Here is a 25,313-nt window from a genome sequence, read left to right as displayed (position 1 = left end):
CTCCTGATCCTATTTATTGGGCCGTGGCCTTTTTCAATACGCCTAATACGGTTAATGCCCTTGCTCTTGCTGCACTGTGCTCGACAATCGCACTTGGATAAGCCGTTTTAGTGTTGAATAACGGCGGTTCAAACAAGGACGGTGTCTGCGCTGTACTGGGTTGATGTAATTGCTTAATTCCCCAAGATGCGAGCTCTGGTAAATACTTACGGATAAAGCTGCCATCTGGATCAAACTTTTCACTCTGGCTTATAGGATTAAAAATACGGAAATAAGGCTGAGCATCGCAGCCACAACCCGCAGACCACTGCCAGCCGCCATTATTCGCGGCTAAGTCACCATCAATCAGTTTTTGGCGGAAATAGCGCTCGCCCCAGCGCCAGTCAATCAGCAGATGTTTAGTCAGGAAACTCGCCACCACCATACGCAGCCGATTGTGCATCCAACCCGTTTGATTGAGTTGGCGCATAGCCGCATCCACAATCGGATAGCCAGTACGACCTTCACACCAAGCAGCAAACTCCTGCGGGTTATTGCGCCACTGCACATGGTCGGCTTGACGATTGAAATTGTGATTCTTAGATAAATCGGGAAATGCCACCAGCAAATGACGGTAAAACTCACGCCAAGTAAGCTCATTTAACCAAGTACGAGCAGGGCTAGTGTCGTCAACAATCACCTCAGGGAAGTGATGCAACAGCGCGGCAACGCATTGTCTTGGGCTAACCACACCAATGGCCAGATAGGGTGAAATTGAGCTAGTACCATCAATGGCGGGGAAATCCCTATCTTGCTTATAATCCTGCACTTTTTGCAGAATAAATGCTGAGAGTAAACGCTTCGCCTGCCCTTCTCCCGCAGCCCAAAGTTCACTCGACATTTTAGTGACATTGTTAAACAAAAGCGGCTTTGGCTCGGCCAACACAGGTCCAAGTGGCGCCGGAACAGGAAGCGGCAAAATGGCATGGCGGGCGGCAATTTCTCGCCACTTACGGCTAAAAGGAGTGAAAACCTTGTACATGTCGCCGGATAAATTCAGCACAGTACCCGGCTTAAGCAAACAGTGTTCTTCGGTTAACACTAGAGGGATACCCGCCTGAATACAGGCTTGGTCGCGCAGTTGCTCGTTAATCTCAGGCTCGCGACCAGCAAACACTCGACCAATCCCCTGTTGCTGGCAATAGTGACCGATAAACTCAGGTACATCAGCAAAGGTATCTAACTGAATTAACTCGAATCTAATACCAAGACTCGCCAGTCCTTGGGTAAGTAAATTGATATGACGTTCGATAAAATCCAACTGAATGGGTGCAACGTCATGGCGCTGCCACTGGGTTGGCGTAGCGATATAAATCGCCTTAAGTGCCACGCTATTCTCCCGCGCCCAATCGCAAGCGGCGGTTAATGCCTGATTATCGGCAAGGCGTAAATCTTGGCGAAACCACATCAGTGCATTATTGCCCTGCACTTTTATTGGAATTGAATCTATTGGCATTGAATCGTTAGCTAATATCATTGTTTTTCTCGCTATTTATCTGCTCGCTTTGATTCACGGTATTCATCTTTCCACTGTGCTTACGACTTCTATTCACCTTCCCCGCTAAACGAGATGGTATTTTCCCAATCAAGTCCGTCGTCGAAGACGCCAAAAAAGCAGATAAAAAGCTTAACGTTGGCGCAAAAGGCCCCATAAACCAGCATGGGAAAGTCATTTGTTCCAATACAGTCAGCATTTCAGTCTGTTCAGAACCCGAATGATTTGAGTCGGGAATAAGCAAAAGTGCATCGACGTTAAGCCTGCCTCGCAGCAAAGGTAAACTGCCCATGGCTTGCTCGCCAAGATCAATAACCGATACCCGCAGCGACGCTAACTCGAGCGATAGAAGTAGAGAAAATAAAATGTTAGTGCGGGTGGAATTAAGCGAGGTATGTGCCCCACGGGATAGACTCACCAGAGCGATTCTCGCCGTCACGGCCTGCCCATTAAAGGCATGACGTCCACCCACTCGGTTAAGTAACTCGCTCTTTAACCAAGCAATAATCAACTCGGCATCGAGCCGCTCATTCACTAAGTCCTCGAGTTGATTAAGCCAAGGTTGTAGCAACTTTTCTTTCACCAATTGGAAAGGATATAAGCCAAATGCATCATCTAAAATCTGCTGTAATTTGTGCTGATTGAAGTCGAATAATGCCGTATTAAGCGCAGTGACTTGCTCGCACCATAAATCAATGGCTTGAGTTTGAACTATTTCTGTAAACGAAGATTTAGCAGCACTCATCAGCAAAGGTTTAACCTTACTGATCGCAACACCTTTAGCTAGCCATGCATTAATCTCATGGATTTCTTGGATATTTTCACTCGTATATAATCTGTGCCCCTTGGGTGTACGTGCAGGGATCACCAAGCCAAAACGGCGCTGCCATGCCCTTAAGGTCACGGCATTCACGCCCGTTAAGGCCGACACTTCACCGATGGGGAGTAATATCTCACCATTGGGTTCTGTGTGGGCCGTGTTCTCTATAGTTTGTTTCATATTTCAGTAATAACTCACTAAATCAAAAGCTAAAATCAACTGAATGCGATTAGGTAAACGTTAATAGGCATAGCGCAGCTTTAACGCCTCAGGATGAGGGTTTAAGTACACTTGCTCTTCAATATAAGGTGTTGGAAATTCGCGTAAATAATGGTTAATGAGCGTGATAGGTACTAATAACGGCAATAGACCTTGGCGATATTTCATAATCGTTTCAGACAGTTCTATCTTTTGCTCTTTGCTCAAATGCTTTTTAAAGTAACCCTGAATATGCTGCAGCGTACTAGTATGATTTTTACGGGTCGCATTAATTTTCAGCGCCGTCATAAAGCCTTCAAAGTAGCGGGTCGCGCTTTGCTCAAGATCCTCAATATTGGCCACTATCGGCCCAAGCTCGCGATACCATGTCGGGCTGTGTGCCATTAATAGGTATTTATAGCGGGAATGAAACTTCACTAACTTATGCTTAGTCAGCCCTTCATGTTTCATCAGGTGCCAATCGTGATAGGCATAAACGCGGGTGAAAAAGTTCTCCCGCAGCACCATGTCATGCAAGCGGCCTTCTTCTTCCACGGGCAATAGTGGATATCGTTCCATCAACTTGCGAGCAAATACACCAATGCCAGACTTAGAACCATTGTTAGTGCCAATTTTATACTCTGTTACCCGCTCCATGCCGCAGGTTGGCGACTTAGCGCAAAGCAAGTATCCGCCAAGGAAATCGAGCTCTTCAACCTTGTTTTCGCTGTATTCATTGAGCTTATCGGTCACATCTAAGCTACCGTCACCACTCTGAACTAAGATGGTTTCCCCATCACGGACTAGTCGGATACTTTTCCGGGGGGCACCTAAGCCAATCGCCATTTCAGGACAGATGGGCACATAATCGAAAAATTGCTTAATCTCTTGATTACAATAGGTCGAATTTTTATGTCCGCCATCAAAACGAACTTTCTCCCCCAATAGACAAGCGCTGATCCCAATCTGAATTCGCTGCGGGTTAAACTTGTACATAAGTAGGCTCCTTGTATCACTATGTCTTTAATTACGGACCATAGTTGTACAAGGATCAAGTTTTTGTATAAATATTTTTTAAAAGTATCGTTTAACAGTGACTCCTGATAAATCAACCACAAATAAACCTAACTTGGCCTATAACTTGCTAATTCAAATTGCAAAGTTGTCATCAGATAATATTGAAACGTCCAGCAACACCCATTAGTTAACCGCTCAACATTTTAAACCGCAAGTGACCAAGGGACAGATTCATATATAAAGGAGTCGGATATGAGCACAATTAACCCTAATAGTTATACCAATACCTTTGCGAAAAGTTATGCCAATGTGCCACTCAAGCAAGTCGAGCCGAGCACAAATGGCCTAGGAACTCGTGCAAATTCAATAACGGCGGCGAATCTAACTTCATCAATAAGCCAAGATACTGTAACGCTCTCCTCTGCAGCATCGGTAACGACTGCCGATACCTATAGCCATCTGGCCCCTAACGCTAAACAAGGCTACACGGGTAATGTGCAAGCCATTGCAGGCACGCCTGAACCAGACAAAAGCATCAACAGGTTGGACAAAGCCATGCAGGCTATTTTAGATAACCGTACAGGAGTCGATAGGGATAAAATTAATAAGATAGATGAAGAAATGGCGAAGGTTGCAGCCGATGAAAATCTATCTGAAGAACAAAAAGCCAAGCAACTAGAATTACTGCAAGCGCAAAAATTGGATCTGATTAAAGAATCATCGGAGAAAAATGAAGAGCGGCAACGTCGTATCGAGTCCGAGGTGTATTACAGCTAACGAAGAAATGACCCGCAAAGGAAAAAATTGGCAGTGAAGGAAGTAACAAGTGGGATACAGAGTGTATTTTCTCGGTGAAATATCAGTCTAATCATTTGAAGCTAGACTGATATTTTATAATGTCACTCAATCCGTTACTAAAGACACCAACGCTTAGGATTGTTTTTCTACCTTATTAATACTGCCCTTATACCCAGTTTCGTCGACGGCCTTAAGCAAACTATCTAGATTAAAATCCTCTGGCACTGTCACTAAGGCTTGCTCCGTTTTTAACGAAGCCTTGGCCTTAATCACCCCATCGGTTTTACGCAGCGCTTTATTCACGACAGTGACACACAGCGGACAAGTCATGCCCTTAACATCTAAGGTGACCAGCACGTTTGCCGCCCAGCTCGACGCTGAACACATACTTAAGGCGAGAAATAACACTAACTTCATTCAAGCACCTCTAATAACCAAGGTAATACAAAAGGATATGACTGAAATGCCAGCACAACAGGTACAGTTAACCAGTACAGCCACAGCATCTGAGTACGACTCAACGTCGCGGTACACAGTGGCTTTTTAGCAAAATAGAGCCGCCAAAATCCCATCAGAATCAGCCCAGACGACAGTATCAACATGGGCACTTGCAGCCAGCTCAGTTGCTCAATCCCCGACAGACTTGCGGCCGACACCCCGAACACCAGATAAATAAGCGGTGCAATACAGCATAGGCTTGAAGCAACCGCAGCAACCACTGCGGCGGCCATAGTCGCTAAGAGGCCCTTAGCGTTGTTCGGTTGACTGGTAGTCATAGGCAAACACTTTAGGCTCATAATAGTTCACGGGATCGCCATCAACTTCGGCATACGGGTAACCAAAGTTATTCAGTGGTGTCTGTTCGGCTGTAGGGAATAAATCAAAGTCGCGGCCATAGTTAAAGCCAACCCAGTTCATTTCCCAATTGCCAAAGAGGTAATCATTCACGGCCTGAACTGCGGGATCGCTGTGTTCTTTTTTCTCCGTCAAACGCATTTTTGTCACATCGGCAGGATCGGCTGGCAACCAACCATAACCCGCTAAATAGAACATAGCGCGACAATGTTGACCACCACTGACATCGGCAACCCCTTTGTCATCGGCACTACCAAAGGCCTTTTTAGAATATTCGCCCATCTTGATAGCCTGACCTAAGCGAATCCCAAACATCTCACGTGCAGGGATCCCCACTGCGCGCATTAGCGCCACAAATACTGAGTTAATATCGGTACACTTACCGCCTAACTTGCCACTTTCGAGGATACTTGCTACATCACCCGTACCACAGCCAATCACGCTATTATCGCGAAACATATTAGCGCTAACCCAAAGATAAATCAGTCGTGCTTGCTTCAGTGGTTCAGTCTCGCTGCCAACGATCTTATCTGCTGTTTGCTTCACAATACCATTAAGCGGCATGTGTTTAGTCGGCAGCAAATAACGTTCAACATCTGCAGGATAATGTATCTGCTCTGGGGTGCGGTAATGGGTTAAGGCGCCGCTTTTAACGGGTTCCCAATCTATCGTTTCAATATCAAGCTCAACCGTTATTGTCATATTCGCTTTGGCATCGGGCCAAGTCGCAAACAGGGTTTTAGCGCCATAACTGTTGTTTGAACTGATATAGGCGTCTTTAAAACTGCCCGTAAAATTCAGCTGACTCACCAATTGGAATTGCGTGTCTTCGGGCAAAGGGATCCACAACTTAACCACACCCTCAGACCCTTCTGGGGCAATAAGATGGTAAGTATTGATTAAGGTAAAACGGCGGCGTCCATCGCTTGAGCTATGTTCAACGACACTCGATTTAGAGGAAGATGCCAGTACCGGCGTGATAAAACCCGCAGTCGACAAAATAGCCGCACTTTTTAAAAAATTGCGTCTTTGCATTATGACATTCCTTTTATTGGATCATGTTTAGAAAGAAGAGAAACTCAACATAAGAGAGCAAGATTATAGGTGCTATAGCACTGTGCAGCAATCAAGCCGCTAACCATACAGTATAAAACCACGACATCGGAGAAAAAGACTCAGTAAAATATGCTACAGCGCTGGCATACTCATGAAAATGGAATAAATATCGACGTTGACTTAACAAGCATAATCAATGATAGATTTAGAGCATTTTTATGTAAAAAGCCCAATTTTAGTTTAATAAAAAGTATCCATTGCGTTATTTTTATAATCTAAAGGCTAAATAACAACCACATTTAGCTTTGGCTAATATTGTTAATAAAGATAATTATCTCACCACTTTTCACTCAAGCTTTGAGTCTCTCATTTAGCAAAATCAATAATATTCTTTGGCGAATTTTCGAAACAGTTTTCAGGGAGAACACAGTCTCACCTGAACAGTTTAATGGTATGGCTGAGTAATCATTCCAAATTTAGAATATTGAACTTACAGTTTTGACTTAAGTTAGCTCGAATTACCTAACGCTTTTTACTCATAAAATATCAAACTTATCTTTCAAAATGAGAGCCAAACCACCATGTTGCAAAAATGTTTAATAAAAGTTTGCGTATGTTTGTACCTGTTCTAGGCTTAAAAACGAATATACTCACTTAAAGGGCTTTTTTATGAAACATAAGCTTTCATTAGGTCTTTGCTCACTTTTGCTCAGCTCCACCGCTTATGCAGAAGTCAACATTTCAGGTTTTGCCTCAGTTGTTGCTGGTCAAGTTCTCGAAGGTTCGGGCGTTGCAGAGTTTGATTTAGGCCCCACCTTTCTCGCCGACTATCCACTCGTTGGCGCCTATGATGAAGATATTAGTTTCAAACCCGATACCTTATTTGGTATTCAATTCTCAGCGGATTTACTCGAAGGTTTATCTGCCACGGCACAGGTTGTTTCCCGCGGGGCTGATGACTTTTCGGCAAGTTTTGAATGGGCTTATCTGTCCTATGAGATCAATGATCATTGGACAGTACAAGGAGGTAAAAAACGCTTACCGCTCTACTATTACAGTGACTTTTTTGATGTTGGATATGCTTATCCTTGGATACGTCCACCCGCAGATAATTACACATGGCAAATATTTAACTACACAGGTGTCAGCGCCTTATATAACTATTTAATTGGCGACTGGACTATGTCTGGACAAGTTTATTACGGTAGCGAAGATAGCGAACCTAATAAGCTTTTATCTGATTTTTTCTTCCTCGAAAATACCCGAGAAGTATGGAAGGATATAGGCGGTATTGTTGTTCAATTCAATAAAGATTGGTTAGATATTCGCCTCACGCATATGCAATACACTAACGAACGTTATATTGGTGGTATTCAGCAGGAATGGAATGGTAGCAACCAACGTACGGGTAAGTTTTATGGCCTATCCGTTAATATAGATTATGAGAATTTCCTTTTTTTATCTGAGCTTAACCGCTTAGATCTCGATGGGAGTAATCTAGATACTTATCTTCTCTCGTTCGGCTATCGTATCGATTCAGTGATGCCTTACATTTCCTATTCGGACTTCAATGATGGTGAAGGCGGTGAAGTTCACCATACAAGTTCTGCAGGTATACGTTGGGATTTCCATCCTTCGGCGGCCTTTAAAATTCAGTATGATGACGTTAAAGATGATGGTGGCCCAGGCATGAAAGTCGCAGGGGATTCGAAATCCATCAGTCTTGGCATTGACTTAGTATTTTAGGAGAGAGAAATGAATAAGTTACTTTGCTTAATCCTACTCAGCTTAGTCTCAATGCCACTATTTGCTGGTGTGGTTGTCATCGTTCATCCCAGTAATGCAGACACTGTCGACCAAAAGGTTATTGAAAATATTTTTCTAGGGAAAACAAAGACCTTTCCTGGTGGAGCGCAGGCCGTGCCGGTCAATCTTGACAGTGCTATGCCATTAAGGGAAACCTTTGATACTAAAGTGCTGGGCAAGTCATCCAGCCAACTTAAGTCATATTGGTCACAAAAAGTATTTACAGGCAAAGGAACGCCACCCAAGGAAGTCACTAGTGGGGCGGAGATGATAAAATTAGTTGCATCGAACCCCAATATTATTGGCTATATTGATAGTAGTGAGGCCAATGATTCGGTAAAAGTTATTGCCGAGTTTTAGATTGGAGTGCCGAGCTCAAGCTCGGCACAACTTGGGGGCAAGGGATGAATTTCTTTAATGATATTTCTATTTTTAAAAAAGTTATCGCGATATTTATTTTAGCAGTCATCATTTTCGCTTTAAACTTAAGCATTAGTGTCATCTCCATAAATAAAAATCGCACCACACTTAATTATATGGAGCAGCAAGTTTACCAAAGAGTTGAACTCGCCAATCAAAACGTGTTTTTTATCCAACGACTCGATGAACTTTATACTCAATCGGTTTCTTTTGCCGACGAAGACCTGTTAACTAATGCAGGTACTATGTATGAATCTTTACGTAAAAACCTACAACAATTAAATAGTGTCGATCCCTCACAAGCCAATAAACTCAGCAATCTATCCGCTAAGTTAACCCGCTATAACGACATGACGATTAAGCTGGCTAAAGGCATGTTGGCGGGTACGATTGATATGGCAAACATTGGCCAGATCAGCCAAGAAAAATCCCAAGCCTATGAAGCTGTACTTAATGAAATACAAGATTACAAACAAAGCAAAGTACTCGAATTTAAACAATCGATAAAAGAAGCTGGCGACAGATCTGCGCAAAGTTTGTGGCTCACCCTCTCCATTGGCATCGCTTTGCTGATTGTGATGTTGATTGTCACTATTGCCATTGCACGCGCTATCAGCTCATCTGCGCGTAATGTCGCCCAGTCACTGAGTGAGCTGGCCGATGGAAAAGGCGATCTTAGTCATCAGCTCAAAGTATCTGGTAGTGATGAACTCGGCCAAGTATCAAGTAACTTCAATCGATTTCTTCGCTTGCTCGGAGATTCTATTCGAAGGGTGGTGAATGTTACCGATCCCTTACTTGATAGCTCGCGCTCACTAAAACAGCGCATGGAAGATGCGACGCATGCCACCCAGCGGCAAAGCCATGATGCCAGTGCAGTACAAGTCTCAATGGAAGACATGCGTCACTCTGTCATCGAAATCTCGCAAAATGCCCGCCAAGCCGCCAGTGCAGCACAGGTCGCGGAGAAAGAAGCGATGCAAGGTATGACAGTCGTTCAGCGCACAATCGATATTTCACAGCAATTAAATACAGGAATTCAGGCGGCTTCTAACTCAATCAACGAGCTCGCCAGAGATACTGAAAATGTCACCTCTATCTTAAATGTGATTACCTCTATTGCCGAGCAAACCAACCTGTTGGCACTTAATGCCGCCATCGAAGCCGCCCGCGCAGGTGAGCAAGGACGAGGCTTTGCCGTAGTCGCTGATGAGGTTCGCGCTCTCGCCTCTAAAACAGCCGATGCAACCACTGAAATTCGCCATGTGTTACAAAACCTTAAAACGGCGGCCATTTCCTCGGTCAATACCATGAATGTGGCGATGTCGAAGTCATCGGAAAATGAAACCAATGCTCAAAATACAGGGAGTGCACTGAAATCAATTCAACAGCAGATTGTCAGTATCAATAGTATGAATACTCACATCGCCTCGGCAACGGAGGAGCAAGCCTCGGTCGCTTCTCAAGTGGTCGATAACGTCGTCAATATGAACGCTTCATTTGAACAGACATTGCAAATTCTGTCGCAGGTTCGCAATGTTTCTGAGGGATTAGTCGATTTTGCCGATGAACTAAAAAACGCCACATCTCAATTCAAACTTTGACCATAGAGCATTATCGAGATAATTGCTCAACATAGAAAACCGGTATTGAGTTTACACTTAATACCGGTTTTTTAATTCCTTAAAGCTTATCTTTTTGTACCACTTAATCCGTGTTAACTAAACGCTAAGAAGGGGGATACGCACAGCAATAAGCCTGTGATAATAATGATATACAGCGACACGCCCTTGTACTTATGTAATGCAGGTACTTGGTACACTAAATAAGCGGGTATCAAACAACCGACTAAACCAAAAATTGGACTACAAATCGACGTAAAGCTCAGCACTGGCGCATTCAACACAATCGCGCCCCAAGATAATAGAATGGTAAAAATCATAATGCCGTAACCAACAAGCTTTTTGTTGATACGATCTTCAGGCATATAACGGCGCAGCATGTTCATGGTCAATCCTTGGCAAGCTTCCCTAAAACCGAGATATACGCCAAAGTAAGCCGTCATCACCGCAAAAATATTCAAGGTTAAACTCAGCAATTTTAGTGTTTGTCCCTGCATACCTTGGGCAACCATAGCAAGAGCCGAGATATTTTCTTCCGATGCACGCACGGCCTGATCATGTCCCATTGCTAGGGTGAATGACACGGCATAAAAGAACACCACGACAAACAAGACGCCAAAGGCAATGTTCATAGCGCGCATCGCTTTAAAGCGCGCTACCGCAAGGGATTTTTCCCGCGAACGGTATGAAATCACCATAGGGCTTAAACTTTGAATAAACAGAATCGATGTTAGCGTAAAAGGCAGCATAACGACCGCATCTTTTAACCAATCACCCGTGGCTGGGATAGCACCGATATTATTGATATCCCATTTATCCACCATCAATAACCCTAGCACGGCGACAACGCCCAACTTAGTCAGTACCATAAAAGTAGAGATCTTAAACAAAAGATTCTCACCGCGGGAGGCTAAAGCAACAAGACCGCAGATCAAGGCTAAACCATAGAAAGGATTTTCTGACAATAACGCTTTGGTGACCCCAAAACTCTGCAAAAATGAAGCACTGTCGTTTGTGATGGCCGTTGAATAAACGAACACCCAAATGACCAGCATGATGAAATACAAACCACCCAACAACATACCCCAGTTTTTACCTAAGTAACCCGAAATCACACTCGGGTAATCCTTACATTCTGGAGATTCTGCTAAGGTATTGATAAACAACCGTTGGAACATATACATGGCAGGATAGCCAATAATGCCAGACAGTAAGAAAACCCATAACCCCATCAAACCGACCTGCACAGGCAAGAATACGATCCCCGCGCCAATCGCCATTCCGATACTCATGATAATCCAGCCCCAATCCGTACTATCGAAGCGGGTATCTGCTTTCCACTGTGCAGCAGTAATTGTTGCATCCATCATTTCACCTTTACCTAGTTGGTATCATTTTGTGCAAATATATTTGAACAAAACAAACTCAGCAATCAAAATACTCAACTTTTGTTGAACAAAGAGTTAAAGCTCACAACTTGACTGAAAACGAGATAAATAGCGCACAAACAGCAGTGACAAATGAAATTCATTAAAAAATAATTGCAATAAAACATAAAAATACAAATAATGTTGCACATACGCCGACCTAGGCATTCAATTTTATTTGCAAGTTGGAGAGACAATGAAAACCATTATTCACGCAGAACGTGCTCCCGCGGCCATTGGCCCTTATTCCCATGGCACAGCCTATGGCAACCTCATTTTTACCTCTGGCCAACTCCCTGTTTGTAAAAAGAAAGGCAGCGTAGTTGACGGTGGGATTACTGAGCAATCGATTCAATCATTAGAGAATCTCAAATACGTGCTCGAAGCGGGTGGTGGCAGCTTAGAAACGATTCTTAAAACCACTTGTTATCTTGCAGAGATCAGTGACTTTGCCGCCTTTAACGAAGTGTATAAAACCTATTTTAAAACCGACTGCCCAGCTCGTAGCTGTTTTGCAGTGAAGGACCTTCCGCTGGGCGTTAAAGTAGAAGTTGAAGCGATAGCACACGTTAAAATCTAAGCATTAACATAAGGTTGTAAGCTCATGAAACCCCAATGGCAGCAGTATATTCAAATCATTAAACAAGTGGTTAAGCCCGCATTAGGCTGCACAGAGCCCATCGCCGCCGCTTACGCCGCCGCCGTCGCCCGCGCCTTGCTGGGTGTTGAACCTGATTCAATTGCAGTACAAGTGTCTGACAATCTTTATAAAAACTCTATGGGTGTGTTTGTGCCTGGCACAGGCAAAATCGGTCTGGCAATTGCCGCTGCAGCAGGCGCCATTGCGGGTAATCCTGATGCGGGCTTAGAAGTATTGGCCGTGATCACACCAGCACAAGTCGCCAGAGCACAGGCCCTTATCGATGCGGGCAAAGTAACGGTTGAGCGCACCGAAACAGCAGAATTTATCTATTGTTGTGTCATCGCGAAAAAAGGCGACCGCGAAGCCCTAGTGAAAATCTGCGGCGGCCATACGCTTATTGCCGAAAAGCGCCTCAATGGCGAATCCGTCTTCAGTGTCGATAGCACGCAAGCTAAAGCCACTGGTTCCATCTGTGAAGGCGTGGATATCACTATCGAGTCCATTTATCGCTTCGCCGAAGAAGTCCCCTTCGAAGAGATCAAATTCATCCTCGAAGCCTCTGAGCTAAACGGCAAATTATCCGATGAAGGCATGGCGAATCCCTATGGGCTTGAAGTCGGCCGCACCATGAAAAGCGGCATAGCCGCCGGCATTATCGGTGAAGACTTACTGAATAAAATCGTCATGTTAACTGCTGCAGCATCCGATGCTCGCATGGGCGGGGCAAACTTGCCCGCCATGAGTAATCTTGGCAGTGGTAATCAAGGCATAGCGGCAACTATTCCTGTGGTATTGACGGCACAATGTTATAAGGTTTCGGAAGAAAAACTCGCCCGCGCCTTGATTATGAGCCATCTAGGGGCGATTTATATCAAGTCCCATTATCCACCACTGTCGGCATTTTGTGGCAATACAGTCACCAGCGCAGCCGCTTCTATGGCCATGGTGTATTTAGCCGGTGGCTCGTTCGAACAATCCTGTTTCGCGATTCAAAACGTGATCAGCGACAGCTCTGGAATGGTGTGTGACGGCGCTAAAGCGTCCTGCGCCATGAAGGTTAGCACTTCATCCAGTGCGGCCGTGCGCTCATTTTTGATGGCGCTCAGTAGTCACAATGTCTCAGGCCAAGGTATTATTGCTACCGATGTAGAGAAAACCATTAAAAACATTGGCAAAATGATCCTCAATGGCATGTCATCCACAGATGTCACTATTATCGATATTATGTCGGCATGATGATTTTAACCCGCTGAATATTTGCGGGTTAATAACTAAAGGTTGAAATTGTGAAACTGCAAGATTTAACGCAAAGTGATCTGGATATTCTGAAATCCATCGAAAATATCGTCGATGGCATCGCTGCCATGTATGGTCAACACACAGAAGTGGTATTGCACAGCCTAGATGCGAAACATCCGTCTGTGGTCAAAATTGCCAATGGCCATGTCACAGGCCGTGAAGTGGGTGCTCCAATAACCAACCTTGCCTTGCTCAAGCTCAAAACCGGTCAGGATATTTCCAACTCTTACCTGACTAAATGTGCTAATGGTAAGACGCTAAGATCAATTACGACGGTGATCCGTAACAGTAAAAATCAACCCATAGGGTTACTGTGTATTAACAGCGACATGGATGCACCACTGCAATCAGTACTGCGCACTATGATGCCAGAGCAACTCCTTAGCAGCGAACTTACCAGCTCGCCCGAAGTGTTTGCCCGCAATATTGATGAAGCGCTCCATAGCACTATCGACAGTGTGAACCATGAGGTTCGCGCGAATCCCGCGATTTCAACTTCACAAAAGAGTCGCGAAATCGTCAATCAACTCCACGAGTTAGGGATTTTCGAACTCAAGGACAGTGCCCAAGTAGCAGCAACTCGATTGGGGATTTCGGTGCATTCGATTTATCGCTATCTGCGGGAAATCAAAGCCAATCAAGCTTAAAGTGAGAAAAACTCGCCTAAATAGAAAGGGCTAAGGTGTAAATAACCTTAGCCCTTTCGTTTTATTATTTTTGCACTTGTGATTGCGCTTGTTATTGCGCAGCTTGTCCGCTAAAGCCCATCATATTCCATGCCTGCACTGTGCCATCGGCCATTAAGGCAATGGCATCGAGCAAATTGCTGCGAATGTCGCGCATTTGGCTCAAATCAACGGCTTGTTTATCTAATGTTAACGCAGCCTCGCCTCCCATCCACACCGCAATCGAACCATCTTGGCGTTTAACCGTAAACCCTAAGCCTGTCGGGAAAATATCCGTTGCTTGGGTAATTTCAGTTTTGGGTCCAGAGTGGCCATCAACCACAGTGCCATCCTGTTTTAAAAAGGCAAACTCCCGCTCATAGGTCACCACTTTGCTCACCTGAGTGACTTCTTGATAACGTGGTTGCTTGTCTACCAAGTCCCAACCTTCCCAAGCAATGGCCGTATTATCCTTGCGTAGCGCGACAAACCCCTCCTCAAAGGGATAAACCTTGTGCACTTTTTGCAACTTATCCTGTAGGACTGATGTATCGGCACCATTGAATTTACTGCCCCATACGTGCAGTTGACGACTGATGGTTAAGGCGGCAAATGCGCCACGATTTGCATAAATATCAATCACTTTATTGGCGCGTTTTGTAGTAGATAAACGAGCTGGAAACGCGACGTGATGCTCAGTCAATTCGCCCTCACCCCAGGTATATACGCTGCCATCCGCCAGCAGCGCCGCAAACCCATGATCCGTGTTGACAACTTTCACGGCAGGCGCTAATTGGCTGAGTTTTGCCAGTTGTTCGCGGCCTTTTTGATCATCGCTGACCCCGCCCCAAGACACTAATTTTCCCGTCGCCGTCCTCGCGGTAAAAGCATTATTGTTGGCATAGAGCAGATCAACATGGTTAAGCTCAGAGGCCACGTGGCGACTATCGCCACCATAAGCGGCATCGCCCCAAGTCACTACTGCTCCCCCCAGCTTTAAAGCAGCAAAGGCACCTTTATTAATCAACACAAAATCAATATTGGTCATCGCAGGCGCAGCATATTGACCCGAGAGCAGTTCGGCTGGTGTTGAATCCAGATTAGACCAACTGACTACACTACCATCTTGTTTGATGGCCGCATAAAGCCCTTCTGCCAACACAAAAGAACGAACGCCTGTCAGCACTTGCTTCATCCCCATCCCCCAAGGGATAAGTTTGTCATCACGGGTTAAGGCCGCAAAACCACAGGTATTCTCCGCCGCATATAACTCTTTTACATTGACCAGAGGCTCTGCGGCATTATTGATATCGCCACCACATTCAGCATCGCCCCATGCCACCACAGTACCGTCTTGCTTGAGTGCCGCAAATGCACTGAGATTACTGTAGATTTGACTCACTTGGGCTAACTGGGCAGGCATAGGGATTTTGGTAGAATCGTCGGCCACCTCAAGATTGCTCGGGATGGACGTTAATGAATTATTCGCGGTGGATGGTGATCTGTGAGCCAAGATCGTGTCAGAAATTTGCTGTTTTAATTCGGGCGATATATCAGAATCCTGTTTATCTATGAGTAAGTTAACCACATGACCCAAAGCAAAAATCGCCAGCGCTACACCGCCCCACGAGACCTGTTTTTTATCCACAAGTATATCCTTATCGTAACTGCAAACTCTCACTGAGTTTAAACTGGAACATAACGTCGACTGAGTACGCTAAATGTGAACTGTGATTGTAACCAAAACAGGGCTAAAATGACATTGCCCTAAAGTCGAAAGCTGACCTGATTCAAGTAAGATGAGCATATGAGCAAAAAATAAAAGCAGCGTATCTCGCTGCTTTTATTGAATATGATGTTGAGGTAACAAAGGGCTAATCTCTTTTGCCCACTTTCTCTAACCCCCAAACCAGTGCAATCGCCGCTAACATACACACAATGGCTAACATCAGTTGTGAAGGCTGACCCGTTACTTGCTCAAAATTAAGCGGGGAAATATTTTGCTCCAGCAAAGGTACTTGTTCGCCGTGGGAGTTGGTCCGCCAAGTTAAGATTTCTTTCCATGGCCAAATTTTACCTAAGGTACCTAACATTAATCCGGTTAGAAACACGATAGTGGCATCATGGTATTTACGCAGCAGCGCCGACAATAAATGGCTGAACGTCAGTAATCCCATCACGGCACCAGCAGCAAAACAGGCCAAAATATCCAGCTGAATATTTTTAGCGGCAGCGAGGACCACAGGATATAACCCTAACAATAATAAGATGAAACTGCCTGAAATTCCTGGCAATACCATAGCGCAAATCGCAATCGCGCCGCCGAAAAAGATATTCATGTAACTGGCTTCTACCGCGACCGGATTCAGCACCGTAATCGCCCATGCAGCCAGCACACCAAGCGCAAATAACCCTAAACGTGCCACAGTGAAACCACTCACTTGTTTAAGCATATGCACGACAGAGATAAGAATAAGCCCAAAAAAGAACGACCAGATCGGGATGGGATGTACCGCCAACAACCAAGAAATCAGCTTCGCAAAGGTAAAAATACTGGTCAGGATCCCCGCCAGCAGACTCACTAAAAAGCCACCATTAATATGGGCAAATGCCCCTTTTATGCCCTGCGACTTGATTACGCCCCAAAGGGAAGGATTAATGCGTTTTACACTATCGAGCAAAGTATCGAGAATACCCGTAATAAACGCTATGGTGCCGCCCGAAACGCCAGGCACAACATCAGCAGCGCCCATGGCCATTCCCTTAAAATACGTCAGCAAATATTTCACTGTGAGTCCTTGTAGTTAAATCAACATGCCATTGCCGCTACACGACAAATTGGCCGCAATTATACGGTGTTACACTTAAAACCGCGAAATGAAGTTTACTTAATTAAGCCGACTGGTATTTGTTGTTATCCTAATGTTACACTCATCCGACCAGAGCAACCCAAGCTCAACTTGGAACAGGCTCAAAATAACAACACCCCTTTGCACCTTTATTAAGGATAACCATGAGCCAGACAGACTCTTCTAGCACTGCAGAACAAAAACCTAATAAAGTGCTCGCGCTCTACCACAAAACTCGCCGTTATCCCTTCGGCCAACAACTGTTTTCAATCATGGTTTCACGCATGGCGCCCTATTTCGGCACCATCAAACCACTGATCACTGAATTACGCCTTAATCATTGCGCCTGTTTAATTAAAAAACGCCATGCCGTTCATAATCATATAAAAACTGTACATGTGATTGCGATTTGTAATGGTCTAGAAATGGCCATGGGCGTGATGGCCGAAGCTTCAATTCCAAAACATTTACGTTGGATACCTAAGGGCATGAGTTTGGATTATACAGCTAAAGCAGGCAGCGATATTTTATGTATCGCCGAAGTGACACCAGAGCAATGGACTCCTGGCGATATGCTGGTCCCCGTTACCGCCTACGACACCCAAGGAGTGGTTGTGGTGAAAGGACATATCAAATTGTGGATTTCAGAAAAACCGCAAAAATAAACGCTTTGAATCAAGACTTACACTTAATGTCAGCATGTAAAAAGGGAGCTTTGCTCCCTTTACTTTTTAACCTTCAGCCGTATTTCGCAAAAACATTCAGTTAACTGAATTGCGCGGCGCCTTGCTCGCTCACGTTTAAGTACGAACTGTTAGATACGAGCTTTTAAAATCGCAGCCCTATCGCAATAGAGCAGCCCAGTTATGCAAAATATTAAGCGAAATGGCTTGCGGTAAAACGCTCAATTAAACGGATAAAGTCGGCTTCAGCAAGCTTGGCACATTTTAAGGTTTGTTCATGGGACAACTGCACGTCCCCCAATCCTTCTGCCATATTGGTAATGGCACACACAGCCAACACGGGCAAACCACAATGCGCCGCCGAAATCACTTCTGGCACTACGGACATCCCCACTACATCGCCACCGATGATTTGCATCATGCGGATTTCAGCCGCGGTTTCAAAACACGGGCCAGAGTAAGACACAAAGACCCCTTGATTCACTTCAATGCCTGCGGTTTTTGCGACACTTAAGGCTTCTGATCTCAGGTTTTTATCATAAGCATTGGCTAGGCTAAAAAAGCGTGGACCGTAGTTATCATCATTTGCGCCCGTCATGGGCGTACCCGGCATAGTATTAATGTGATCGCTGAAAATCACTAATGATCCCACGCCGATCCGCTCTGGCCGTAATGATCCCGCAGCGTTAGTCACGAGTAACAATTCACACCCTAAACGTTTGAAAGTACGCACAGGCGTCGTCATCACCTTCATGCTTTGGTGCTCGTAAAAATGCCCGCGGCCTTTCATGCACACTATATCGATGCCATGTAAGCTGCCGAGCACGAGCTCTCCCGAATGACCGACGACGGTACTCACAGGAAAGCCGTCTAACTCTTCATAGGGGATCACTACTTTGTTATCTAAATTATCGGCAAACGCGCCAAGCCCTGAGCCCAAAATCATAGCAGCACGGGGAGAGAAATTCGGTTTACGGGCTCGAATCGTCGCAAGGGCATTAATAACGGGATCATGGCTCATACAAGGTACCTCATAGCAAAGGAATGAAAGAGTAAACGACCCTCAGTATAAGCGGGCTTAGGGTTGTAAATAATCGCGATTAATCGCACTATTGTGCTGATAAAAATGACAATAACTGAAAATAATGAGCCTAAGATGAGCAAGATAAACGCACCTGAACTCGTCACCTTGAAGATGCTGCGGTATTTCCATCGAGTGGCTGAAGTGAAAAACTTCACCGCTGCCGCCGAGCAACTGCATTTATCGAAATCTCCGCTGAGTGCACAAATCAAAGAGCTAGAATCGCTCCTTGGCGTTGAGCTATTCACCCGCAGCACTCGTCAGGTCGAACTCACGCCCTATGGCCAATTGTTAAGAGAGAAGTGCGAGCAAATATTCGAACTGGTGAATATCTCATTGGAACAAGTGGCTCAGCTTGGGCGACTCGATAGAAACCATATTCGAATTGGCATCATGAGCTCGCTGTTTTGGATGGGATTTGGTGACATACTGAAAAGCTTTCGTAAGCAATGCCCTAATAATGAGCTGATATTTCAAGAGTTATCACCCGAAACTCAAAAAGTCGCCTTAGCACATCAAGAAATCGATTTTGGCCTAGTGCGCTACGCCGATACCTTAAATTTGCCGCACCTTCTCGCCGAAACCATCACCAGCGAACCTATGGTGTTAGCACTGGCAAGTAAGCATCCCTTAGCCAGACGCAAAAGCATCGACTTGAGTGAACTCAAAGATGAGCCTTTTACCTTACTCAGCCGTGCCAATTCCGCCTCTAGCGATTTAATTATCGCCAGCTGTCAGGCCGCAGGATTTATGCCGCAATTAGTACAGGAAATGGTCGAGCCCAATAGCTTGATGGCCATCATCACTGGCGATAACAGGGTATCCATAGTGCCGCAAAGTTATGCTTCACAACCTTGGCCTAGGGTAAAATTTATTAAGTTAAAACAAACCATCCCCGCCGATATCTGCCTGATTTATCGGCCAGAAATAGCTTCGCTGCCGATTATCGATAGCCTGAGGGACTTATTGAAGCAACAAATCAAAACCATTTAGATTGTCTCCCAAACGAGTGCTATGCTGAGTGCAATACTCAGGGTTCATATTTTAAGGATATCAAGATGGATGAATTTTTAGCGGCAGCCATTGAAGAAGCCAAACAAGGACTCGCCGAGGGCGGTATCCCCATTGGTTCGGTATTAGTGATCGATGGCAAAATCGTCGGGCGCGGCCACAATAAACGGGTACAAAAAGGCAGTTCAGTACTGCATGCCGAAATGGATTGTCTCGAAAATGCCGGCCGATTTAGCGCCGCCGAGTACCAAAGAGCTACCTTGTATTCCACCCTATCGCCCTGCGATATGTGCAGCGGCGCAGTATTACTTTATGGCATACCAAAAGTCATCGTCGGTGAAAACGCTACCTTCCAAGGGCCTGAACCCTATGTAAAATCCCGCGGCGTGGATGTCACTGTGGTCGATAATGCCGAGTGCAAACAATTGATGCAGGACTTTATCGCCAGTAATCCCACACTCTGGAACGAAGATATCGGCGAGTAATGATTCGACAGTCTTCTCAATCCGTTTCTGCATTTTTGTATTTCACTTTTTACGTTGGCGCTATTTCACTTTCTACCTTTCCTGTATTTTACTTTTTGTGTTGGCTGTATTTCATTGGGGGCTAGCGCCTGCTAGGCTAGCCCTCCCAAATTCCAGTGAAAAGTGGAACATGTCTACTAGCGAAAGGAACTCAGCTAACGTGCCAGAAAACTTACCTAAAGACCCTTGGTCAAGATCAGACTCCACGCAGCCTGTTGTAATGACGATACCCGCACAGCGTAATGCCAACCTCGATGCTATTCGCGGCTTAGCCGTGTTGGGGATATTTTTTATGAATATCTATTTTATGGGCATTACTTTTTTTGGCTATGCGCCCCATGAAACACAGCCGCTGTCGGATCACATTATCAAAGTGTTCAGTAACTTTTTCATCGAGGCACGCTTTATCAGTCTGTTTTCCATCTTGTTTGGCGTCGGGCTTTTTATTCAATATCAGCGATTTAGCGCCAAAGGCCTAGAAGCTTACCCACTACTGCGATCACGTTTAAAATGGTTAATTGTATTTGGCCTACTCCACGGCATTTTTATTTGGTCAGGTGATATTTTATTCACCTATGGCATCAGCGGATTTTTAGCTTTGTGTTACAAAGATTTAAGTGTTGAAGCCCTTAAGCGCAAAGCGAATATTTTTATTTTAAGCGCCTTAGTTATCATTACGCTGGTTAGCCTTACGGGCAGCGATGAACCTTTCACTCGAGAATCGAGTCTATTTGCAGAGCAATACAGTGCATGGACCTCTGGCTATGCCGACCAACTATTACTGCAATTGATGCAAGTTGGCTATATGGCACTCGTGATCCCTTTTACCATAATGTGGTTTACAGCTGGCTTGATGTTGCTCGGCATGGCCTTGTATCAACAGGGGACTTTTGAGCGGGGTTTTAGCAAATCGGTACTGGTAAAGTTAGTGCTAGCAAGCGTAACGCTATCACTGCTTGATACCATCTTAGGTTTAACGAAAAATACCATTCTCGTTGCGTTTTCAGATGTGTTAATCATGCTAAGTGCTATTCCTATGGCGCTGATTTACATCCACATTATAGTTAAGGTTTGCCAGAATAATCCTAATATACTGACTCCGCTGCAAAATATTGGCAAACTCGCGTTTAGTCTCTATATTCTGCAATCCATCGTTGGCGTGTTAGTGTTTAGACACTTAGCTCCCGAATTGCTATTGAGCTTAGATAGATGGGGATACATGGCCATGGCGCTCGTTTATTCAGTAGTGCAATTATTGTTAGCCAGCCTGTACTTACGCTATTTCAAGCAAGGGCCGCTAGAGAAACTTTGGCGCCACCTCGCGTTTAAAAAATACACGGCATCACAAGAACACAAGCAAGCTTAAAAACACTGACACGAGATTGATACCAGATAATGACGAACAAAAAAACTGCCAAAACGGGCAACAGCGCTTCACCTCAAACCAATCGTTCTCAAAAGAGTCGAGCACAAAGCGGTCGCACACAGAACAATCGCACCCAAAGTAGTCGCGCTCAAAAATCCAATACAGCCGCTTCAGGCTCAAGCCTTATGCCGCTGTTATTGGTGGTGATTTTTCTTGCAGGCTTAATCGGCGCAGCACAGCAACATATGCTGCCAGTCGGGATTGCGGGCATGTACATCACACTAAGCCTGCTCACCTTTATCGCCTATGCCATCGATAAATCCGCCGCTAAACGTAACAAATGGCGAACTAAAGAAAGCACATTACATCTGCTCGCCCTCATGGGCGGTTGGCCCGGCGCTCTATTTGCCCAAAACCTGTTAAGACACAAGTCCATTAAAGCCTCATTTAGAAACGTCTTTTGGCTCACCGTCGTCGCCAACTTAGCCGTACTGGGTTATGGCATAAAAACTGGCGCCGTAGATATGTTTATCTAATGCTCTTATTTAAGGGCTTTTATGTAAGAGCTTTTATACAAAGGCTTTTATATAAGGCGCCTTATCTAAGAATCGCCATCTGAGGGTGGCAGTCTAAGCAGCATGAGTCGCGGCATCGATCAACTGATCTACCACAGACAACGCCAACAGTGCAGACTGAGTGTCACCTTTTAGTTGCGCCGACACTATCGCACCCTCTTTGAGTAAACCTATTGCCGCAACGAGAAATTGGGTCTTAGCTTCTGGCAAGCCCAATGCCGATACTTGCTGTTCAATTAAACTCGCCACTCGCAGTTTATGCAGGGCGCAGAGTTGGTGCACTGGATGGCTCGGCTCAGTAAATTCGGCGCTGACATTGATAAAAAAACAGCCGCGAAACTCACACAGTTGCGGCACTCTTTGATTAAACCAATCATCGAGCGCGATAAATAACCCACCAATGCCCTCCCGTCCCGCTGGCAATGCGTTCACTCGCTCGCTAAGCCATTGATAAAATACCTCATCACGATAGCGAACCACGGCTTCAACTAACTCATCTTTACTGGCAAAGTGGTGGTACAGAGTTTTTTTGGCGATCGCCGATTCCTGCAAAATCTGATTAATCCCCACCCCATGCACACTTTGAAAATAAAACAGTTTAAATGCGGTAGTGACCAATTGCTGCCGTTTATCCGATGGCGTACCTGTCTGAATCTCAGTGCCCTGCATCAACTCATTCCTCTTCTTTGGTAAACATTCGTTAGCAAATTTTAGCTAACAAATATGAGTCCTATCTTCTCACGAGTAGACAAGTCAGTCTACTCGTGAGAACATTCACATAGGTAGACAAATTTGTCTACTTATGTAACTAAATTAAGTTAATAGTGAAATCAAGAGTGAATACGGAACACCACGGCATGTTAGCGGCGATGGTTTGCTGAACATTCACGTCCACAATTCATTATCAAAATAAGGGCTTAACACAAGCCATTAATGGGAGAAAAGATGCAAAGAATCAATCCACAGAATCTAAAGATGGCCTTGCTCGCAGGGTGTGGAGCCACGTTGTGTATCAGTAGTTTAGCGACGCTTGAACAGCTAACACCGCAAACCATTTGGTTGATGGCCCCCTTTGGTGCCACTATGGTGTTGTTGTTTGCCTTGCCAGAAAGTCCACTCGCTCAACCGAGAAACATTCTCTGCGGCCACTTACTCACGAGTTTGGTTGGACTGATCATTCTAAATACTTTAGGAGTCTCCCCGCTAGCCTTAGGGCTTGCGGTCGGATTAGGTATAGCGGTCATGATGTTAACTCATACTGTGCATCCACCCGCGGGAGCGAATCCTCTGGTCGTTATGCTCACGGCGCAGCACTGGGATTTTCTGTATATGCCCGTCGCCAGTGGTGTTGCGCTCATTCTGGCTTTTGGTTGGCTGTATCACAACTTACTTTGCCGCCGGCAATACCCACAAAAGTGGTTTTAATCATTCATCGCCAATAAAAAAGGGCAATTTTAAATTGCCCTACACTTTCTCTAAAATGCAAAATTGGCTGTACTTTGCCTTTAGAACCAACTCAACGCGATACTGATAATCACGCCTGTGATCATCAGTTGCATTAAACAAAAGCCCATAATATCCCGCGCTTTTAAGCCTGCAATCGCCAGCACAGGCAGTGCCCAGAAAGGTTGAATCAAGTTAGTCCACGCATCTCCCCAAGCAACGGCCATTGCGACCCGAGCGACATCAGCACCTAAAGCCTGTGCGGCGGGTAACATAATCGGCGCCTGCACGGCCCATTGGCCACCTCCCGATGGTACAAAAATATTCACAATTCCTGCACTGATAAAGCTCCAAAATGGCAGGCTCTCGGCGCTAGCGATGGCCACAAAACCTTCCGAAATACTTTGAGCTAAACCCGATTGCACCATCACCGCCATAATGCCCGCATAAAAGGGAAATTGGATAACAATCCCTGCGCCGCCCTTAATGGCCTCATTCAAGCTGGTTAATAAACTGCGTGGTGTTTGATGTAACAGTATGGCGAGGAATAAAAATAAGAAGTTCACTAAATTGAGGTTTAAGCTGCCGCCCTGTACCCAAAAGTAATAACCTAAGTATACAAGCCCAGCGCCACCGACGCTCCAGCCGAGTAAACGGCTATTTTCTAACTTATCCGCAGGACGGCTTTCAGGCTGACGCTCGCTCACATTGGCAGGGTTAAGCTCCAACGCCGAAGCTGCGGGTTCGCTGCCTTTGTCATCAAGGGCGCTTGGGTCAACATAAACACTGTCCTTATCTTCAGGCAACATAAAGCGATTCACTAATGGCATGACCACAAACAGAATTGCCACTAACAATAAATTATAACTCGCGAAAATAGTGTCACTGGTAGGGATGATACCGATTTGCGATTCAGAGAAATGCCCCGCCGTCGCTATGGTTAATGGGATCGAACCCGCAAGCCCACCATGCCAAACCACAAAGCCGGAATAGGCGCTGGCGACCAGCAATCGATAATCCACTTTCACTTTGCGAGCTAAGGCTTTGGCAAATAACGCGCCCACCACTAGCCCAAAACCCCAGTTAATCCAACTGGCGGCCAGTGACACCAAAGTCACTAAAATAATGGTTTGTGGTGCCGACTTAGCCAATCCAGCAATGGCATCGAGCAGCTTTTTAATCGGCGGCGAGCTTGCCAACATAAATCCTGCCACCAGCACTAACAGCATCTGCATCGAAAAACTTAACAGCGTCCAAAAACCATCGCCCCAATAATTGATGACTTCCAGCGGGGTTTTATGTTCAGCGACCACAGCAGCAATTAATACGACTAAGGTAAGTAAAAGCACGAAAATATAAGGATCGGGTAGATATCGGTCGACGAGTTTGACCAGAGGTTTTGCCGCTTTGTTTAACATAGACTTTCCTTGTTTATTATCTGAACTAAAACGTCAACACGCCCTAGTTCTTATTTGTTTTTATTGAATTTTTATTGAGTCTTAAGCCCACAGATTAAGCGATCTCTAAAGCAGGATAAAGTCTTGAGGGAGTTTTTAACGGTTTGAACTGGTAGCACCAGATATCCCGCTCAACGCACACGCGAGTGCCGATAGCATCTGAT

At 45.2% G+C, this 25,313-nt stretch carries 25 protein-coding genes; 13 read left to right on the top strand and 12 right to left on the bottom strand.

Features of this window, described 5'->3' with window-relative positions; genetic code table 11:
* Window positions 1-13 precede the first annotated feature (13 nt).
* From phrB to HUB64_RS18535, 3 genes are read right to left on the bottom strand one after another with little or no spacing between them, the layout of a single operon-like run.
* Window positions 14-1,516 (bottom strand): deoxyribodipyrimidine photo-lyase, encoded by a 1,503-nt coding sequence (gene phrB, locus HUB64_RS18545; RefSeq protein ID WP_173497570.1) that lies wholly within the window; start codon window positions 1,514-1,516, stop codon window positions 14-16.
* Window positions 1,503-2,534, bottom strand: coding sequence for a MerR family transcriptional regulator (locus tag HUB64_RS18540; protein WP_173243593.1), 1,032 nt, complete (start codon window positions 2,532-2,534; stop codon window positions 1,503-1,505). Before HUB64_RS18540 ends, phrB begins: the two co-directional genes overlap by 14 nt.
* A gap of 60 nt (window positions 2,535-2,594) precedes the next feature.
* Window positions 2,595-3,548, bottom strand: coding sequence for a DUF523 and DUF1722 domain-containing protein (locus tag HUB64_RS18535; protein ID WP_173243591.1), 954 nt, complete (start codon window positions 3,546-3,548; stop codon window positions 2,595-2,597).
* Between the two features lie 273 nt (window positions 3,549-3,821).
* Here HUB64_RS18535 and HUB64_RS18530 point away from each other — a divergent pair, with 273 nt between their 5' ends.
* Window positions 3,822-4,346, top strand: coding sequence for a hypothetical protein (locus HUB64_RS18530; protein WP_173243587.1), 525 nt, complete (start codon window positions 3,822-3,824; stop codon window positions 4,344-4,346).
* A gap of 153 nt (window positions 4,347-4,499) precedes the next feature.
* On the opposite strand, the gene HUB64_RS18525 is transcribed toward HUB64_RS18530, so the two are convergent.
* The 3 genes from HUB64_RS18525 to HUB64_RS18515 are packed head-to-tail and all read right to left on the bottom strand — an operon-like array spanning window position 4,500 to window position 6,257.
* A complete protein-coding gene (locus tag HUB64_RS18525; protein WP_173243585.1) occupies window positions 4,500-4,784 on the bottom strand; it encodes a heavy-metal-associated domain-containing protein in 285 nt (94 codons plus the stop codon).
* Window positions 4,781-5,098, bottom strand: coding sequence for a hypothetical protein (locus tag HUB64_RS18520; RefSeq protein WP_309247085.1), 318 nt, complete (start codon window positions 5,096-5,098; stop codon window positions 4,781-4,783). The genes HUB64_RS18525 and HUB64_RS18520 overlap by 4 nt, the downstream gene beginning before the upstream one ends.
* 16 nt (window positions 5,099-5,114) lie before the next feature.
* Window positions 5,115-6,257, bottom strand: coding sequence for a transglutaminase-like domain-containing protein (locus HUB64_RS18515; protein WP_173497569.1), 1,143 nt, complete (start codon window positions 6,255-6,257; stop codon window positions 5,115-5,117).
* A gap of 690 nt (window positions 6,258-6,947) precedes the next feature.
* On the opposite strand from HUB64_RS18515, the gene HUB64_RS18510 reads away from it, so the two are divergent.
* The 3 genes from HUB64_RS18510 to HUB64_RS18500 are packed head-to-tail and all read left to right on the top strand — an operon-like array spanning window position 6,948 to window position 10,108.
* Window positions 6,948-8,024, top strand: coding sequence for a porin (locus HUB64_RS18510; RefSeq protein WP_168823015.1), 1,077 nt, complete (start codon window positions 6,948-6,950; stop codon window positions 8,022-8,024).
* A gap of 9 nt (window positions 8,025-8,033) precedes the next feature.
* Window positions 8,034-8,444: a phosphate ABC transporter substrate-binding protein gene (locus HUB64_RS18505; RefSeq protein ID WP_105251847.1), complete on the top strand. Its 411-nt coding sequence runs from the start codon at window positions 8,034-8,036 to the stop codon at window positions 8,442-8,444.
* A gap of 44 nt (window positions 8,445-8,488) precedes the next feature.
* On the top strand, window positions 8,489-10,108 hold the full coding sequence (locus HUB64_RS18500; protein WP_173497568.1) for a methyl-accepting chemotaxis protein: 1,620 nt from the start codon (window positions 8,489-8,491) through the stop codon (window positions 10,106-10,108).
* A gap of 113 nt (window positions 10,109-10,221) precedes the next feature.
* On the opposite strand, the gene HUB64_RS18495 is transcribed toward HUB64_RS18500, so the two are convergent.
* Complete coding sequence (locus tag HUB64_RS18495; protein ID WP_028761316.1) at window positions 10,222-11,493, bottom strand: amino acid permease; 1,272 nt, start codon at window positions 11,491-11,493, stop codon at window positions 10,222-10,224.
* A 256-nt stretch (window positions 11,494-11,749) separates the two neighbouring features.
* On the opposite strand from HUB64_RS18495, the gene HUB64_RS18490 reads away from it, so the two are divergent.
* Genes HUB64_RS18490 through HUB64_RS18480 form a run of 3 tightly spaced genes read left to right on the top strand, consistent with a single transcriptional unit; the run spans window position 11,750 to window position 14,142 of the window.
* A complete protein-coding gene (locus HUB64_RS18490; RefSeq protein ID WP_173243577.1) occupies window positions 11,750-12,133 on the top strand; it encodes a RidA family protein in 384 nt (127 codons plus the stop codon).
* Between the two features lie 24 nt (window positions 12,134-12,157).
* A complete protein-coding gene (locus HUB64_RS18485; RefSeq protein ID WP_173497567.1) occupies window positions 12,158-13,432 on the top strand; it encodes a serine dehydratase subunit alpha family protein in 1,275 nt (424 codons plus the stop codon).
* Window positions 13,433-13,482: 50 nt separating this feature from the next.
* Window positions 13,483-14,142, top strand: a complete 660-nt coding sequence (locus tag HUB64_RS18480; RefSeq protein ID WP_028761319.1) for a PAS domain-containing protein — start codon at window positions 13,483-13,485, stop codon at window positions 14,140-14,142.
* Window positions 14,143-14,233: 91 nt separating this feature from the next.
* On the opposite strand, the gene HUB64_RS18475 is transcribed toward HUB64_RS18480, so the two are convergent.
* Together HUB64_RS18475 and HUB64_RS18470 are read right to left on the bottom strand one after the other, a co-directional pair.
* The gene (locus HUB64_RS18475; protein WP_173497566.1) at window positions 14,234-15,808 is read right to left on the bottom strand and encodes a hypothetical protein; all 1,575 of its coding nucleotides are present in this window, start codon (window positions 15,806-15,808) and stop codon (window positions 14,234-14,236) included.
* Between the two features lie 226 nt (window positions 15,809-16,034).
* Window positions 16,035-16,949 carry a DUF368 domain-containing protein gene (locus tag HUB64_RS18470; RefSeq protein ID WP_028761321.1) on the bottom strand — a complete coding sequence of 305 codons (915 nt, stop codon included), beginning with the start codon at window positions 16,947-16,949 and terminating at the stop codon, window positions 16,035-16,037.
* Between the two features lie 224 nt (window positions 16,950-17,173).
* Between HUB64_RS18470 and HUB64_RS18465 the strand changes: the two genes are divergently transcribed.
* Window positions 17,174-17,674 carry a hotdog fold domain-containing protein gene (locus tag HUB64_RS18465; protein WP_173497565.1) on the top strand — a complete coding sequence of 167 codons (501 nt, stop codon included), beginning with the start codon at window positions 17,174-17,176 and terminating at the stop codon, window positions 17,672-17,674.
* A 211-nt stretch (window positions 17,675-17,885) separates the two neighbouring features.
* On the opposite strand, the gene xapA is transcribed toward HUB64_RS18465, so the two are convergent.
* Window positions 17,886-18,713: a xanthosine phosphorylase gene (xapA, locus tag HUB64_RS18460; RefSeq protein ID WP_173497564.1), complete on the bottom strand. Its 828-nt coding sequence runs from the start codon at window positions 18,711-18,713 to the stop codon at window positions 17,886-17,888.
* Between the two features lie 135 nt (window positions 18,714-18,848).
* Here xapA and HUB64_RS18455 point away from each other — a divergent pair, with 135 nt between their 5' ends.
* The 4 genes from HUB64_RS18455 (at window position 18,849) to HUB64_RS18440 (ending at window position 22,210) form a co-directional block, all read left to right on the top strand.
* Entirely contained in the window at window positions 18,849-19,766 is a 918-nt protein-coding gene (locus HUB64_RS18455) for a LysR family transcriptional regulator (protein WP_173497563.1), read from the top strand.
* 65 nt (window positions 19,767-19,831) lie between these two features.
* Window positions 19,832-20,269, top strand: a complete 438-nt coding sequence (locus tag HUB64_RS18450; RefSeq protein ID WP_173497562.1) for a nucleoside deaminase — start codon at window positions 19,832-19,834, stop codon at window positions 20,267-20,269.
* 199 nt (window positions 20,270-20,468) lie between these two features.
* Window positions 20,469-21,674 carry a DUF418 domain-containing protein gene (locus HUB64_RS18445; RefSeq protein ID WP_173497942.1) on the top strand — a complete coding sequence of 402 codons (1,206 nt, stop codon included), beginning with the start codon at window positions 20,469-20,471 and terminating at the stop codon, window positions 21,672-21,674.
* Window positions 21,675-21,703: 29 nt separating this feature from the next.
* Window positions 21,704-22,210, top strand: a complete 507-nt coding sequence (locus HUB64_RS18440) for a DUF1294 domain-containing protein (RefSeq protein WP_254451437.1) — start codon at window positions 21,704-21,706, stop codon at window positions 22,208-22,210.
* A 93-nt stretch (window positions 22,211-22,303) separates the two neighbouring features.
* On the opposite strand, the gene HUB64_RS18435 is transcribed toward HUB64_RS18440, so the two are convergent.
* Window positions 22,304-22,918 carry a TetR/AcrR family transcriptional regulator gene (locus tag HUB64_RS18435; RefSeq protein WP_173497561.1) on the bottom strand — a complete coding sequence of 205 codons (615 nt, stop codon included), beginning with the start codon at window positions 22,916-22,918 and terminating at the stop codon, window positions 22,304-22,306.
* Between the two features lie 276 nt (window positions 22,919-23,194).
* Here HUB64_RS18435 and HUB64_RS18430 point away from each other — a divergent pair, with 276 nt between their 5' ends.
* On the top strand, window positions 23,195-23,674 hold the full coding sequence (locus tag HUB64_RS18430) for an HPP family protein (protein WP_131523614.1): 480 nt from the start codon (window positions 23,195-23,197) through the stop codon (window positions 23,672-23,674).
* An 80-nt stretch (window positions 23,675-23,754) separates the two neighbouring features.
* Here HUB64_RS18430 and HUB64_RS18425 read toward each other — a convergent pair whose 3' ends face one another.
* Window positions 23,755-25,110 carry a short-chain fatty acid transporter gene (locus tag HUB64_RS18425; protein ID WP_173497560.1) on the bottom strand — a complete coding sequence of 452 codons (1,356 nt, stop codon included), beginning with the start codon at window positions 25,108-25,110 and terminating at the stop codon, window positions 23,755-23,757.
* Between the last annotated feature and the right edge of the window lie 203 nt (window positions 25,111-25,313).

It is taken from the genome of Shewanella sp. ISTPL2 (assembly GCF_013283205.1).
In the GTDB taxonomy this organism is placed as follows: Bacteria; Pseudomonadota; Gammaproteobacteria; order Enterobacterales; family Shewanellaceae; genus Shewanella; species Shewanella oncorhynchi.
The sequence above is the reverse complement of the archived record's forward strand: the minus strand, read 5'-3'. Positions and strand labels throughout refer to the sequence as shown.

What these genes read in the sequence shown, in the direction of transcription:
- HUB64_RS18430 (WP_131523614.1), top strand. Translation starts at nt 23,195, where the DNA reads ATGCAAAGAATCAATCCACAGAATCTAAAGATGGCCTTGCTCGCAGGG.
- HUB64_RS18435 (WP_173497561.1), bottom strand. Translation starts at nt 22,918, where the DNA reads ATGCAGGGCACTGAGATTCAGACAGGTACGCCATCGGATAAACGGCAG.
- HUB64_RS18500 (WP_173497568.1), top strand. Translation starts at nt 8,489, where the DNA reads ATGAATTTCTTTAATGATATTTCTATTTTTAAAAAAGTTATCGCGATA.
- HUB64_RS18450 (WP_173497562.1), top strand. Translation starts at nt 19,832, where the DNA reads ATGGATGAATTTTTAGCGGCAGCCATTGAAGAAGCCAAACAAGGACTC.
- HUB64_RS18485 (WP_173497567.1), top strand. Translation starts at nt 12,158, where the DNA reads ATGAAACCCCAATGGCAGCAGTATATTCAAATCATTAAACAAGTGGTT.
- HUB64_RS18425 (WP_173497560.1), bottom strand. Translation starts at nt 25,110, where the DNA reads ATGTTAAACAAAGCGGCAAAACCTCTGGTCAAACTCGTCGACCGATAT.
- HUB64_RS18535 (WP_173243591.1), bottom strand. Translation starts at nt 3,548, where the DNA reads ATGTACAAGTTTAACCCGCAGCGAATTCAGATTGGGATCAGCGCTTGT.
- phrB (WP_173497570.1), bottom strand. Translation starts at nt 1,516, where the DNA reads ATGATATTAGCTAACGATTCAATGCCAATAGATTCAATTCCAATAAAA.
- HUB64_RS18540 (WP_173243593.1), bottom strand. Translation starts at nt 2,534, where the DNA reads ATGAAACAAACTATAGAGAACACGGCCCACACAGAACCCAATGGTGAG.
- HUB64_RS18515 (WP_173497569.1), bottom strand. Translation starts at nt 6,257, where the DNA reads ATGCAAAGACGCAATTTTTTAAAAAGTGCGGCTATTTTGTCGACTGCG.
- HUB64_RS18520 (WP_309247085.1), bottom strand. Translation starts at nt 5,098, where the DNA reads ATGGCCGCCGCAGTGGTTGCTGCGGTTGCTTCAAGCCTATGCTGTATT.
- HUB64_RS18525 (WP_173243585.1), bottom strand. Translation starts at nt 4,784, where the DNA reads ATGAAGTTAGTGTTATTTCTCGCCTTAAGTATGTGTTCAGCGTCGAGC.
- HUB64_RS18510 (WP_168823015.1), top strand. Translation starts at nt 6,948, where the DNA reads ATGAAACATAAGCTTTCATTAGGTCTTTGCTCACTTTTGCTCAGCTCC.
- HUB64_RS18455 (WP_173497563.1), top strand. Translation starts at nt 18,849, where the DNA reads ATGAGCAAGATAAACGCACCTGAACTCGTCACCTTGAAGATGCTGCGG.
- HUB64_RS18530 (WP_173243587.1), top strand. Translation starts at nt 3,822, where the DNA reads ATGAGCACAATTAACCCTAATAGTTATACCAATACCTTTGCGAAAAGT.
- HUB64_RS18505 (WP_105251847.1), top strand. Translation starts at nt 8,034, where the DNA reads ATGAATAAGTTACTTTGCTTAATCCTACTCAGCTTAGTCTCAATGCCA.
- xapA (WP_173497564.1), bottom strand. Translation starts at nt 18,713, where the DNA reads ATGAGCCATGATCCCGTTATTAATGCCCTTGCGACGATTCGAGCCCGT.
- HUB64_RS18440 (WP_254451437.1), top strand. Translation starts at nt 21,704, where the DNA reads ATGACGAACAAAAAAACTGCCAAAACGGGCAACAGCGCTTCACCTCAA.
- HUB64_RS18490 (WP_173243577.1), top strand. Translation starts at nt 11,750, where the DNA reads ATGAAAACCATTATTCACGCAGAACGTGCTCCCGCGGCCATTGGCCCT.
- HUB64_RS18465 (WP_173497565.1), top strand. Translation starts at nt 17,174, where the DNA reads ATGAGCCAGACAGACTCTTCTAGCACTGCAGAACAAAAACCTAATAAA.
- HUB64_RS18495 (WP_028761316.1), bottom strand. Translation starts at nt 11,493, where the DNA reads ATGGATGCAACAATTACTGCTGCACAGTGGAAAGCAGATACCCGCTTC.